Raw genomic sequence first — 13,282 nt, 5'->3', positions numbered from 1 at the left:
TTTCCTCCTCGATTGAAGCGTACAGGGACATGTGAATTCGCCGGACGCAATAGTCTATCTTTATTGTAGAAAATAGCGTCTGACCGCTGTAGTCATAAACGTCAAGTCGAGGACATGACAAATGTCATGGTTGAACAAACGACTGGAAAATTTAGGGTGCGTGAACTAAGCGGTACATCCCATATTATGCCAAGAAAAGACCCCATCCATTCTTCCGGATGCGGTCTTTTGCTTTGACGCCGTATTCTTTTTACTTCACATCAAGGCGCTTCACGATATCTTCGAGCAGCAAATTCGCTGCCTTGATGCCGCCTGCTTTGTTCCAAACCGTTTCGTCTACTTGGTAAACTTGATTGGTCTTCGCCACATTCAGAGATTTGAAGACTGGGCTTTCCATCCATTTTTTCGCGTTGTTCGCAATGTCTTTAGATTCCTTCGTTGGCTCCGTTACCCAGTAGAACAGGATGTCCCCGTCCATAGCGGACATACCTTCTTCGCTGATCATTTCTGCAAAGTTGTTTACGTCCTGGGAAGCTGGACGTGCGAGTCCCAGCTGATCGAGCAGCACACCGCTAAAGGTATCTTTTTGATAGATTTGTACGCCTTTTTTGGAGAATTTCGCTACGGATACTTTCGTAGAAGCTTTAGGTCCCAGCTTCGCTTTCGTAGCAGCTACACGGTCGTCGAATTCTTTCAGGACCTGCTCGCCTTCCGCCTTCTTGTTCAGTGCTTCTGCATAGAGCATAAAGTTGCTTTTCCATCTACCGGACAGCTCTTCAGAGAATACGGTTGGAGCGATTTTGGACAGTTGATCGTAAATCTTTTCATGACGTACTTTGTTTCCGATGATCAAATCAGGACTCAGGCTTACAATCGCTTCAAGATTCGGCTGGTCTTCGAAGCCCAACACTTCTACGCCTGTCATCTCATCTTTGATGTGAGGATACCAAGGATCTTCATCCCAGGACTGTACAGCAGCGATTGGCTTAACGCCAAGTGCAAGCAACGCTTCGGTACCTTCATTAGTCAGTATAACCACGCGTTCCGGTGTTCCTTTAATTGGAGTGGTACCCATTGCGTGTTTTACTTCACGTACTTCATTAGAATCGGCTGGTGCTGGAGTAGCCTCAGTCGTCGTTCCCGATGCAGCTGGCGCCTGTTGAGCTTGATTGGCATTGCCACCGCAACCGGCAAGGACAACCAGCATGCACAGCACGAAGAAGCTGGTCATGATGTGGCGCATGGTACGTAAACTGGTCTTACTTTTCATATCGAGAATGCCCCCACTTCTGCTTATCAACTTAATGATAACAATTATCAATTGATAGTATATAGAGACTCCTCTTACTTTTCTATGGACGTGATTGTCTAATTGCCATGGACCAGATTACCCTTGTGCGACCTGGAGAAAATACGCAATGCTCCTTTGAATCGTATGCTCTCTGCCAAACGGTCCCCATGGGTCCCATTCGTGATTGGCTGGATGGTACACTTTGTTTTCCCGCACTGCACGCAAGTCTCTCCACAACGGGTTGTTCCACAGCGCTGCCACATGCTCCCGCTCACTCCAGAACACGATGATTCGCTCCGGGTTCAATTCGATCAGATCGTTGAGCGCATGTGGTTTATAGGCTGCGTGGGTCACACTCGGGTCAGGCGCAAATCCAAGCTTGTGATAAAACAAGTCTGCGAGGGCATGTCCCTCTACACCATATAGTCGCACCTCATCCGCAAGCACGCGAATCATCGTCCATTCACCCGTGCGTGTAACCGGCAGTAGTGCATCTCTTGCTTGTTTTTCTACTTTGTCGATGTGCTTGATAATTTTCTCTGCCTGACTCTCTTTCTTGAAGAGCGTCGCCAATCTGGTTTGGTAGTCAATCCAGTTCGGATAGCCGTCAAAGGAGACCGTACCTTTTATTTTCTCCCAATCTCCTGCCTCTCGATTGTGGAAAAAATTCATCCTGACAATCACATCAGGCGACAAAGTCAAAATCTCTTTCGGATCGATCAACTGCTCTGCATTCAGTGCTTTTGTTCCGCGCAGCTTTTGCTGCAAATAGGAAGGAAAGCCCGTCCTCGTTTCAAAGTAGTTCGGGAAGGAGGGGGCAGCAATCGGCTGAATGCCCATCGCAAGAAAATGATCCTGCAAAAACAGCTTGCTGACCACGACTACCCGCTGGTCACTTTGCTTCATATAAATTTGCGGCGACAATCCTTCTCGTTTTTTAAAGAGTCTACTAAAATACAGCTCATCGGCATAACCTACGTTTCGAGCCACATCCTTCACACTTCCTCCAGAATGGGCAAGCAGCTCCTTGGCCTGCTCCATCCGCAACCCAGTCAAATACTCCCCGGGTGTCATTCCCGTCGCACGTTTGAAAGCACGGCAATAAGAGCTGGGGGTCAACCCCGCCAGTTTCGGCAAGCTTCCCAATTCCAGTGACTCGCGGTAGTGCTTTTGCATGTAGGCGATGGTCTCCTCAATCGCTCCATTGCCCTTTTCCTCTTGCTTTTTCTGTTCATCATGAACAACACCAAGCAGTTCGTAGAGCAATGCTTGGCTCCGTAAAAAAGAAGAGTAGTCCCGCTTCCGTGTCAATTGCGAGAGCTCCTCCAATACCGTCAGAAATGAGGCGGGAGTAGAGACAGTCAAAACCTTGACTTCTTTCCTCTCGGGAGCGCTCTCGTGCTGATCGCGTCTCGCTTCCACGTAATGCAGCCTGTATATGTGCAACGGTCCTGATTGGCATCGCAATTCTTCTATCTTCGTCGTCGGACGCAACAACAAGAGGTTTCCGGCATCGAGCTCCTGCTTTTGACCATCAACCGTAATCTCTGCGCTTCCTTCTGCCACATAGCAAAGGACATGGGTGTTTACCTCCACCTGACGCAGGTGAAAATTCTTCATTCGCTGTTTGCGAAAGGCAGTCATCAAAAAGCCAGGATAATCTTGATTAATCGTCAACAGAATCACATCCTTCTATCACCGGAAATAGCAAAAAAAGTAGACAAGCTGATTGCCGGAATCAGCCTGTTCTACTTTCATCATGTTGGAGATCTTTCTATTTGGCAAGTACCTGCCTATCTATTGTGAGGAACGAGTCGAACGGAACATCAGCAAGAACAGATATGGCGCGCCTAGTAACGCTACCACGACCCCGGCCGGAATGTCTTTCGGGATCATGACGATCCTTCCCAACAAATCAGAAGCAGCCAGCAACACAGCTCCAAGCATGGCGGAGACGACAACGGCACGGCGATGATGAGGTCCAACTAGCATACGTGCAGCATGCGGAGCAAGAAGACCGATAAATCCTACGGCTCCGACACTGGCAACTGCCGCTGAAGCGAGCAGCACTGCAATAACTGCCACAGACAACCTCGTCATCCGCACCTTTAATCCCAATCCAGTCGAACTCTCGTCGTTAAATGACAAGAGGTCCACCCGACGTCCTAACCACCACGCGATCGGTACTAAAACGAGGATCGTAGGCAACAGGCGGCCTACTTCCATCCATCCCCGCCCGTAAGTACTTCCTGCCAGCCAGGTGAGTGCAGGCGCTGCCAAGATCATGGAATGTACGATCAAGATATTGATAAGAGCGGCACCTGCGGCAGAAACCGCAATACCTACAAGTGTTAATATGATTGGATTGAGTCCCCTTCTCCAAGAGACCGCGTACACAATCGCGGCAGAGATGATTCCCCCTGCAACAGCCCCAAGCGGCATCCAAGCCGATAGTTGAGGAAATACGAGGAGTACGATAATCGCCCCTACACCCGCACCGCTCGTTACACCGACAATTTGCGGATCAGCCAGCGGATTACGTACTGCACTCTGCATGAGACTTCCGCTGATCGCGAGTGCCACACCTGCCAACATCGCTGTCAACAGTCGCGGCATCCGCAGCTCAAACACCAATTGACTGTACATCTCGTTTCCTTGTCCCATGAAAATGGCGATGATCTCTGTCCACGGCAGGTACAAGTTTCCGCTAGACAAGCTGAGCATCCAGACAACCACGAGCAGCACAGCAAGCGTACACACTATCAACGGATACGAAACTTTGCGTTGTGCTCCTCCGACGCTCATCGAGCCTCCAGTTCCAGCACTCATACTGCGCGAGACACGCAAAGCCAGCCAGATCAACCACGGTCCGCCAATAGCTGCCGTGATGGCTCCTGCTGGAAGTTCACCATAATGATTGATGAACATACGTGCAATCGTATCGGAAGCTACAAGCAGCGCTGCCCCCCAGATGGCACATAGCGGCAGTAGCCATCTATGCTGCGTGATACCTGACAATCGCACAAGATGCGGAGCCACGAGTCCGATGAAACCGATTGGCCCGACCACACTGACACTGACGCACGTGACCAAGATCGCAATAAACATGGTGAAAAGCCGTGTTTTTGCCACCTTTTGCCCCAATGATTTCGCCGTCTCTTCATTAAGGCTAAGTACATCGAGCTGTCTGGACATGAAAAAGCTGACCAAAATTCCAGCTATAATCCAAGGCCAACTGAATTCTACACCCGACCAGTCATTTTGCTTCAAGGAGCCTGAGCCCCAGAGGAAAATGCCATTTGTCGTTTCTTCATTAAACAAGATGATGGCACTCGTCAAGGAGGAGTACACCAAGGTGACAATCATCCCGGACAATGCCACACGCACTGGCGTACCTTTACGCCCGCCAGACATGAAGTATACGGTAACGGCTGCAAGTATTCCGCCCACCATTGCAAATGGAAGCGGGTGTTCATGCAAGTATGATGGCAAAAAAACCATCCCGAACACCACGAAGAAATAAGCACCCGCATTTACCCCCAGTGTCGTTTCCGAAGCGAGCGGGTTTCGTGTCACCGTCTGCATCAATGCACCGGCAATAGCCAATGCTGCACCAGACAAAAGCCCCATGACCGTTCTCGGAAGCCTGACACCTTGTATCATATGGTGATCGGAAATGTCTTGCGGAGCAATAATGGCCTGTACAACAGAACGCAGAGAAATGTCTGCCATCCCTTGTGTCAAACTGACAAATGTAAGCATCAACAGCGCGACAAGTCCACTCCCTAACATCAGGAACAATCTCCAGCCCCCTCTTTGTGAGGAAGTGGCTGGAGTGATGTCAGTTCGTGTGAACATTTTATGTTTGGCTAAACTCATTATTTTGCCAACAGATCAACAGCTTTATTCGCGAGAATCTTTGCAGACATGGTACCACCATACGGCCACAGATCTCCGCCCAGAGCATAGACGCGATTTTCTTTCACAAAAGTAAGACCGTTCCAAACAGGGTTGTTCTTCAATTGATTTTCAATCACGTTGTCATCATTTTGAATGATATGGAGGAAATTCGCATCCTGCAACGCTGGAAGTGCCTCCACATCTGCCAGTGTCATTCCTGTTTGCTCAAATTTCTTAGGCTTATACTTATTTGTCAGACCAATATTAATCAAGATGCTTGCTGCTGTAGAGTTATCCGTAGACAAACGGAATTCTACCGCATTTTGACTGCTGTAGCCCATCGCGAGGACAAATGGAACTTTATCTGCACCAACTTTGGCCAGCTTTTCTTTTGCTTCCGCATAAGTCTTGTCGAGGTCTTTCAAAGCCGTTTCGGCCTCTGCATTTTTACCTGTGATATCCGCAATTTGCTTGAAGATCTCGATCATTCGATCATACTGTGATCCTTGACCTTCAGCCGGATTCGTATCAAAAGCAATCGTTGGGGCAATTTTGCTCATTTCGTCGTAATTCGCTTCTACATTTCGTTTAATACCGATAATCAAATCTGGCTTCAACATCATGATCGATTCCAGGTTTGGGGAAGTACGACTCCCTACATCCACTACTTCTGGAGCAATCTCCACAGGGAGTTTCACCCATTTTTTCATATTAGGAATATCTGCAATCCCTACAGGCTGAATACCTAGAGCCAACAAATGCTCTGCTGAGCTCCATTCCAATGCAACGATACGCTTAGGAGTGCCTTTGATAGTCGACTCTCCCATCATGTGCTTCACTGTCCGCACTTGCTCTTCAGCCGGCTTCGCCGCGTCAGGCTGAGCGGTAGCAGCTTGGTTGGAACCAGATTGTGCAGTTGACCCTGCATTGCCGCAAGCAGCGAGTAGCAGCATCGCAGACAAAAATACAAGCATCACTGGTAATTTCATAAGACGCATAAAAATTTCCCCCTTATTTTTCTGGGTGTTACATCGAATGATAAAGGATGTTGCATGATGGACATAGCTTCCAGTAGATTATGATAATGATTATCATTATCTTTGTCAACGGAGGAATGTGCTAATTTTTTCTGTTTTCCAACTGTGTTGATCTGGAAGTAGCATCTTGAAGTCACTTTCAAGTTATTTAACCAAGGCTTCTTCCACCCCACAACTGCTCCGCTTAAAAGACAAAAAAATCCCCCTCAAATGAGGAGGATTGATGATTTACGCTTCTTTTGGCAACACAATTCCACGATAAAGCCGAACCGTGATGTAATAGTAAATCGCATAGATCACAACGAAAATCAGCGTTGGAATCCAGATGTTCAGATACGGATCCAAGAGGATGAACGAGAACATCTCCATACCGATTAATACGTGCATCAGACCGATGATCGCCGGGAAAATGAATACCATGAACAGCTCTTTATAAATCGAACCTACCAGCAACGATTGACGTACGCCGATTTTTCGCAGCATGCTGTAACGGTCTTTGTCACGAGAAGCACCGGACAAGATTTTGAACATCAGGCAGCTCGCCATCATCGCCAGGAAGGCAATTCCGAGGAAGAAGCCCATGAACATCGTCCCGCTTGTAAAAATATACATGCTCGCATACGTGCTGTATTTAGAAGATGTGTATACGTCTTTCGCTTCCACATTTGTGATAGACCCAATCATTTGCTTTTGACGTTCATCCATTGCTTTTAATTCCTGCGTGTATTTCAAATAGTCATCTACCTGGGCAAGGAGAACCTTGTGTTCACTTCCGGCGGTTTTCTCATACGTCGCCTGATCCACAACCAGAACAGATTTGCTCTCAATCATCTGGTAGTTGATAAAATTGGTGAATATTGCTTTGTCCCAATCCTCAGGAATAGCATCGTAGTTACCTTTGTCTTCTTTTGACGCACTTACGATATACGTCTCTTTCGGAAGCGGATCCGTCACAAGTTTTGGCTTGTTGTCAGCAGAGTAATTTTGAATGCTGTTCGTGGAAATCTGCAGCGGATTTGCCAGCAAGTCTTCCTTCAAGTAGTAATACGCCTTGTCGTCGACTTTGTATCGATACGTATTTTGCTCCAGGACGTTCATTTTTTTCAATGCCTGGTAATCCGCATCAACCGGATCATGCAGATTCACGTCATACACATGGAACACCGTAGTAAACAAATTAACGTTTTGCTGGAACGCCAAGCCCCCTGCCATCGCCCCGACACCGAGACCGATTAACATTGCTACTGTACCAAGGATTTTGGTCAGGTTGTTCACCCGAAAGCGCAGCTGAGCAAAGGTGAATGCGTTCAACTTGCTATCATTCAGCTTTTTATTTTTCTTTAAAGCCTGTACAAGAACGGGCAGCAACGAGATGAAAATCAAATACGTCCCGATTGTGCATGAGATAGCCCCGACGACAAAGCCGAGTGCTTGCAGGTACATAATCAAGTGCAAGCATGTATAGCCCAGAGCCAACAGGATAACTCCAAGGATAGCGACTAAAACCGCTCCGATTCCTTTTGACTTGATTTTGTCATTTTGTTGCTCGGCACGGATGAGAGCGAGCTCAGTTGCACGAGCCAAACGAGTCGCATTGATCGTGGATGTGATGATAAACAGGATGAGGAAGAATCCCCATGTCATCCAAAACGCTGGCAGATAAAAAGGATAGTACCCATCTGTCGATATCTCCAGCATATTCATGAGCAAGACGCCGATACCGCTTGCAAGCGCAATACCAACCAGACTACCGATTACCAAGGAAATGATCCCCATCGTCAATGTTTCCAGGAACAAAATCTGGCTGATTTTCCCCTTCTTCGCCCCTAAGACCATGTACATTCCGAGCTCTTTGCGCCGTAGCGAGAGTAGGAATGAGTTGGCATAGAAGATGTAAAAAATCGTGATAAACGCCAGCAGGAACGCCCCTACATTGAAAACGATCTGAATCGAAGAGATCATCGAGTTGTTTTTCGTGTAATCAGAATTGAGGGCTAGCGTCTGGAACATATAAAAAATCGAAATGGAGATGACCAGACCCACGAGCAGAACCAGATAGTCCTTCATCATCTTCCGCATACTGGACAAGGATAGCTTTAAAAGCATGAAAGGTTACCTCCTAGCGTACATCATGTGATGCACCTAGCTCGGCCAGTACATCCAGAATTTGTTTAAAAAATTGCTGACGATCCCCCGTACGTTGAATCTCGGTATACAGCTTTCCGTCCTGAATGAACAAGATACGTTTGCAATAACTCGCAGAAAAAGCATCATGCGTAACCATCATGATTGATACTTGGTGGTTCTCATTCAAATCTGTCATCGTTTCCAGCAAGCTTTTCGCATTCTTCGAATCGAGGGCGCCCGTCGGTTCGTCCGCCAGCAAAATCGCAGGATCATGCACAAGTGCGCGTGCTGCTGCGGCGCGTTGTTTTTGTCCCCCGGAAATTTGAACCGGATATTTTTGCAAAATCTCTTCGATCCCGAGTGTTTGTGCTACTTTACTTACTTTGTTGCTGATCTCTTTGGAAGGGACACCTTGCAGAGACAGCGGCAATGCAATGTTCTCATACACGGACAAATTCTCTAGCAGATTGAAATCTTGAAAGATAAAACCGAGCTTTTGCGAGCGAAAATCTGCGAGCTGGTTACGCTTCATCTGTGTAATGTTCGTTCCCGCAATTTCAATAAAGCCTTCCGTTGGACGATCCAGTGTGGAAATCACGTTGAGCAGAGTCGTTTTACCCGAACCGGATGGCCCCATGATTCCCACGAACTCTCCTTTGTCTATGGTCATCGACACGCCTTTTAAGGCATGCGACTGGCTTTCACCTTTTGTCCCATATATTTTTTGAACGTCTTTCACTTCTAGTACAGCAGTACTCATTCTACGTTCCTCCATTCTATCTATTGGCTAGCGTTCATTGTTTCCGTCGCTACTAACTGTAACCAAATTCCAGAATAGGAGCTATTGATGTTCCTTACAGTTTTCTTTACATTTTGTAAGGTTTATTACGTGAGACGAAAAAAAGCCATCCGGCGAGGGATGACTTGCATTGTAAGCTATTTTTTACTTTTGTTCTCTTCGTGCCTTTTGATTAGCATATCTACGAACATATCAATATGGGCTGTGATCGCGATTGGGTCATAGCGATAGAATGTATCGTAGTCGTTGTAGAAAATTTGATTGTTTTTGGCAGCAGGGGTGACTTTCCAGACAGCGGACTCCTGTAAGGTTTTCAAGGCTTCGCTATTTTTGTCCGGGTTGTAGAAAGTCACGAACATGTAATCCGCCGCATATTCTGGCAAGGTTTCCATGGACAGCTGTACGGTTTGCTCTTTGGATTTGTCTGCGTGCGGCATTTTCAGTTTCAATGCATTGTACACCGTTTGACCACCGCGTCCTGCGTTGTCACCGAAGATCCACAAATCTCCTTTGTTGGTCAGCTCGTAGAGACCGACAGTCGCATTCTCATCCACGATGCCTTTCAACTTTTCACGGCCCCAGGCAGCCTTCTTGTCAAAGTCTGCAATGAACTTGTCTGCCTTTTCTTTATCGCCAACCACTTCTCCGAACAATTTGACCGTATCGTAAATGTTTGTCGCCGTACCGTACGGGAGATAAACGGTTGGAGCGATTTTGGACAAGGCTTCATAATTGTCATCATACATGACGACGATGAGATCAGGAGCGAGCTCTAACGTTTTCTCCACATTGATCCGCGGGCTACCTACGTCCTGCGCATTTTTTAATTGTTCGACGGTAAACGGGCTTTTGAAAGCTTCCGTCTCTGCACCGATGACGTTTCCGCCTACTGCAATCAACTCGCCTGCGTAGTAGTCGGTCACAATACGTTGTGGCTTGTCAGGGATTTGAATCGTCCCTTTTGGTGTTTCGATGGTGCGCATTTTGTTCTCAGTAGGGGCTTCTGTTGACTTGTCAGTTGGCTTGGAAGCAGACTCCGTCGCCGGTGCTGGCATTGCCGTATTTGCTCCACCGCATGCTGTCAAAAAAAGCGAGAACACAAAAATGACAGCAAGGACAGCTTTTACTGGTTTATTCGTAAGCATGATGAGCCTCCCTTATGTACGTCTGTAAGGTAGATGTAAGTAATGCTGCAATCGATATTGATTATCATTATCGCAAAAACTATAACAAAGAGTATTTTTACTGTCAATCGCCCGAGCCTTGTGAAAATAGGCAAAAAAAATCCCTTTCTCAGAAAGGGATTAGTTGCCGGAGCGGCTTTGTTTGATCATATCGTCCATCTTTACAAAGGTGTAGCCTTTGCTTTTCAAACTTTCCAGTACAATCGGGAGTGCCTCAGTCGTGTGGATGTCATCGAGCATATGCAGCAAAATGACACTGCCATTTTTCGTCTTGCTCATAACGCCATTTACAATATCTTGGGCACTGTTTTTCTTGTCCCAATCCAATGTGGTGACATCGTACAACGCAATAACCTTGTAACCCGTGGCTGCAATCACTTTGGCTGTATGATCGTCTACTACGCCAGTCGGCGGACGGAACAGCATGACAGGCTGCTGTTGAATCGCTTCGGTAATGACCTGGTGTGCTTTAACCACGTCCTTCTGCAATTCTTCCGCTGTCAGTGTCGTTATGACCGGATGGCTATAAGAATGGTTTGCCACATCATGACCACTCTCCACCATCGCTCTCGCCAAATTCGGATTGTTCTCCACCCCTTTTGCCCGCAAAAAGAAGGTCGCTTTGACATCATGCTCTGCCAAAATGTCTAATAGTTTCGTTACGGTTTTGTCGCTTCCCCAGTCGTCAAAGGTTAACGCGATCTGTTTTTTATTTGTGTCGACTTGATAGACGAGCTCATACTTGGCATTTTCGAATTGTGGATTCAGTTTTGCAGCGTCAAAGCCTGGTATTTGTTCCAGCGGCTTGCGTTCACCGCCGTTTTTCACCATCTCACTGAGCGGGACAAACTGGTAGCCGATATCCGCTGCTGCCTTGGCGATCAATGGAATGGCAGGAATTACTTCGGGATTGATGTCTGTATTGAGTGAAATAATGCTACCTCTGGACATGTAGCGAGCTATGTAATCTCCGATGGTTTTGGCGTCTTTTTGCAAATCACGGTCCTTCGGATTGATGTTGTAGCTGACGACCGCTTCCATCCCGAGATGGGCGGCTGCCAAACGAACGTCATCCGTCACATCGCCTGATTTGGTTCGCACATAGCGTGGCGAAATACCCGTCTCGCGTTTGATTACCTCATTACTTAACTGCATCTCTCGAAAAATCTGCTCGTAGCTGAGCTTGCTCATGTCCAGTTGATTCAGTGTGTTATTTTGGATTTCATGACCGCGGGCCAAAATGTCTTTGGCGATGTTTGGTTCCTCGGCGACACGCATGCCTGGGAGAAAAAAGGTTGCTTTGATCTTATGAGTATCTAGCTGCTCCAAAAGACTTTTCATCATCTTATCGTCGCCCATGCCGTTAAACGTCAGAGCTAGTTCCTTGCGCCCCGTGTATACGTGAGACAGCGCCTTACTTTTTTCACCTGTGTATCGGGTGATTTTCTGTTTCTTCTCTATCTTCTGGCGCTCAGTGGATTCATCTTTGCTCGCAGACATCGAGCATCCGGAGACGAGTAGAATTGCCATGAGCAGTGCAATTCCTTTGCACAGTTTGGTGGAAATAATCATTCAGGACTCCTTATCAACTGCCATAGCTAAAATTATACTCTGTTTGGCAATTTTGGTAGAGTACATAATCTTTCCATTTGATAACAAAAAGAGGCGGATCTGCTCCGCCTCTTTTTCTTCCATTTCTGCTTACTCCTGAATACTCACCTTGCCGCCATCTGCAAGCAGAGTCTGTCCTTTTACCACGACTTTATCTCCATTCGCTAGGCCGGATACTACTTCAATCAACTCGCTTGTCGAGTTACCCGTCGACACTTCCACTTGCTTGGCTGTTTCCCCTTCCAGCTTGAACACATATTGTCTGCCTTCACGATCAAATACCGCCTTGCGAGGAATGACCAGTGACTTCGCTCCTTCTGAACCTTGCGGGAAGGTAACATTCACGACCATATCGGACTTCAATTCATTGGAAGCATTCGGGATCGTGATTTCTACTGGATAGGCTTTGAGCTGCGAATCCATGACTGGACTAATCGCCGTTACTTTTGCATCAATCGTTTTGCTTGTAGACTGCACGTTTACTTTCACGACTGTTCCTACTTTTACTTTCGTCACATCTGCTTCGGACAAATTCGCTTTGACCACAAGTGGATTCGTTTTGACGACGGTCACAATGGGTTGCTGGCCTGCCATCTGCCCTACTGCTCCAGTCACGCTTGCGACAAATCCATCGATTGGGGAGACAACCGTTGCATTCGCCAATTGCTCACGAGCATTTTGCAGTCTGACCTCGGACTCCGTTACACTCGCTGCCGATACTTGCACACCTGTTTTTTGTTTTGCGCCTTGCAGCTTCTGCTTTGCATTGTCATAGGAAATTTGGGCTTTTGTGAGCGTTGTATTGGCCTCATCCATTTTCTCAGCAGCAATCGCTCCCTGTGAAAATAACTGCTGATTACGTTGTTGATTCAGTTTTGCGTCAGCAAGCCCTCGTTCTGCTTCCGTCAAATCATTTTGCGCTTCCACCAAGCCTTGATTAGAGGTGCTGCCTGCCTGGGATAAATTCGCTTTTGCCACACGGAGAGCTGCTTCTTGTTCTCTTACGCTGTTGGACAGCTCATTCGTATCGAGTGTAAACAATAATTGTCCTTTTGTTACGGGCTGACCCAGCTTTACGGGTAGAGACGCAATTTTCCCACCGGTTTTTGGTGACATTTGAACTTCCTCACTCGGTGCCAATTTTGCAGTCAGTCCAGCCTCAGATGTGACCACGCCTTGTGCCACTGTTGCAACCTGTACAGGGGTAACCGTTTCTTCTGGTTGGGCAGCAGTCGTCGCTGCATTCTCCTGGCTTGAGCAGCCTGTGATCAAGGTAAGGGAGAGTAGCGCCACAATCGCGATTCTTTTATTTATGATCATGAATGGTTCCTCC

Annotated in this window: 10 protein-coding genes; all 10 read right to left on the bottom strand. The window is 47.2% G+C overall.

Annotated elements, in window-relative coordinates:
• Nucleotides 1–250 precede the first annotated feature (250 nt).
• The 10 genes from ACKKE8_RS04645 to ACKKE8_RS04600 all read right to left on the bottom strand — a co-directional run bounded on the left by ACKKE8_RS04645 (nt 251) and on the right by ACKKE8_RS04600 (nt 13,269).
• On the bottom strand, nt 251–1,270 hold the full coding sequence (locus ACKKE8_RS04645; protein WP_409177133.1) for an ABC transporter substrate-binding protein: 1,020 nt from the start codon (nt 1,268–1,270) through the stop codon (nt 251–253).
• 117 nt (nt 1,271–1,387) lie between these two features.
• Nucleotides 1,388–2,977 (bottom strand): AraC family transcriptional regulator, encoded by a 1,590-nt coding sequence (locus tag ACKKE8_RS04640; protein WP_409177132.1) that lies wholly within the window; start codon nt 2,975–2,977, stop codon nt 1,388–1,390.
• A gap of 111 nt (nt 2,978–3,088) precedes the next feature.
• Complete coding sequence (gene fhuB, locus ACKKE8_RS04635) at nt 3,089–5,149, bottom strand: Fe(3+)-hydroxamate ABC transporter permease FhuB (protein ID WP_409179068.1); 2,061 nt, start codon at nt 5,147–5,149, stop codon at nt 3,089–3,091.
• Nucleotides 5,150–5,169: 20 nt separating this feature from the next.
• Nucleotides 5,170–6,189 carry an ABC transporter substrate-binding protein gene (locus tag ACKKE8_RS04630; RefSeq protein WP_409177131.1) on the bottom strand — a complete coding sequence of 340 codons (1,020 nt, stop codon included), beginning with the start codon at nt 6,187–6,189 and terminating at the stop codon, nt 5,170–5,172.
• A 267-nt stretch (nt 6,190–6,456) separates the two neighbouring features.
• Entirely contained in the window at nt 6,457–8,334 is a 1,878-nt protein-coding gene (locus ACKKE8_RS04625) for an FtsX-like permease family protein (RefSeq protein ID WP_409177130.1), read from the bottom strand.
• A gap of 13 nt (nt 8,335–8,347) precedes the next feature.
• Nucleotides 8,348–9,115 carry an ABC transporter ATP-binding protein gene (locus tag ACKKE8_RS04620; RefSeq protein WP_173605832.1) on the bottom strand — a complete coding sequence of 256 codons (768 nt, stop codon included), beginning with the start codon at nt 9,113–9,115 and terminating at the stop codon, nt 8,348–8,350.
• Between the two features lie 176 nt (nt 9,116–9,291).
• Entirely contained in the window at nt 9,292–10,299 is a 1,008-nt protein-coding gene (locus ACKKE8_RS04615) for an ABC transporter substrate-binding protein (protein ID WP_409177129.1), read from the bottom strand.
• A 159-nt stretch (nt 10,300–10,458) separates the two neighbouring features.
• Entirely contained in the window at nt 10,459–11,910 is a 1,452-nt protein-coding gene (locus tag ACKKE8_RS04610) for a polysaccharide deacetylase family protein (protein WP_409177128.1), read from the bottom strand.
• Nucleotides 11,911–12,033 carry a hypothetical protein gene (locus ACKKE8_RS04605; protein ID WP_409177127.1) on the bottom strand — a complete coding sequence of 41 codons (123 nt, stop codon included), beginning with the start codon at nt 12,031–12,033 and terminating at the stop codon, nt 11,911–11,913.
• A gap of 6 nt (nt 12,034–12,039) precedes the next feature.
• A complete protein-coding gene (locus tag ACKKE8_RS04600) occupies nt 12,040–13,269 on the bottom strand; it encodes an efflux RND transporter periplasmic adaptor subunit (protein ID WP_409177126.1) in 1,230 nt (409 codons plus the stop codon).
• Nucleotides 13,270–13,282 lie beyond the last annotated feature (13 nt).

Source organism: Brevibacillus fortis (assembly GCF_046196545.1).
Taxonomy (GTDB): Bacteria; Bacillota; Bacilli; order Brevibacillales; family Brevibacillaceae; genus Brevibacillus; species Brevibacillus fortis_A.
The sequence above is the reverse complement of the archived record's forward strand: the minus strand, read 5'-3'. Positions and strand labels throughout refer to the sequence as shown.

Bases quoted from the DNA above. Each gene is read 5' to 3' on its own strand.
- ACKKE8_RS04615 (WP_409177129.1), bottom strand. From the start codon at position 10,299: ATGCTTACGAATAAACCAGTAAAAGCTGTCCTTGCTGTCATTTTTGTG.
- fhuB (WP_409179068.1), bottom strand. From the start codon at position 5,149: ATGTTCACACGAACTGACATCACTCCAGCCACTTCCTCACAAAGAGGG.
- ACKKE8_RS04630 (WP_409177131.1), bottom strand. From the start codon at position 6,189: ATGCGTCTTATGAAATTACCAGTGATGCTTGTATTTTTGTCTGCGATG.
- ACKKE8_RS04620 (WP_173605832.1), bottom strand. From the start codon at position 9,115: ATGAGTACTGCTGTACTAGAAGTGAAAGACGTTCAAAAAATATATGGG.
- ACKKE8_RS04605 (WP_409177127.1), bottom strand. From the start codon at position 12,033: ATGGAAGAAAAAGAGGCGGAGCAGATCCGCCTCTTTTTGTTATCAAAT.
- ACKKE8_RS04625 (WP_409177130.1), bottom strand. From the start codon at position 8,334: ATGCTTTTAAAGCTATCCTTGTCCAGTATGCGGAAGATGATGAAGGAC.
- ACKKE8_RS04600 (WP_409177126.1), bottom strand. From the start codon at position 13,269: ATGATCATAAATAAAAGAATCGCGATTGTGGCGCTACTCTCCCTTACC.
- ACKKE8_RS04645 (WP_409177133.1), bottom strand. From the start codon at position 1,270: ATGAAAAGTAAGACCAGTTTACGTACCATGCGCCACATCATGACCAGC.
- ACKKE8_RS04610 (WP_409177128.1), bottom strand. From the start codon at position 11,910: ATGATTATTTCCACCAAACTGTGCAAAGGAATTGCACTGCTCATGGCA.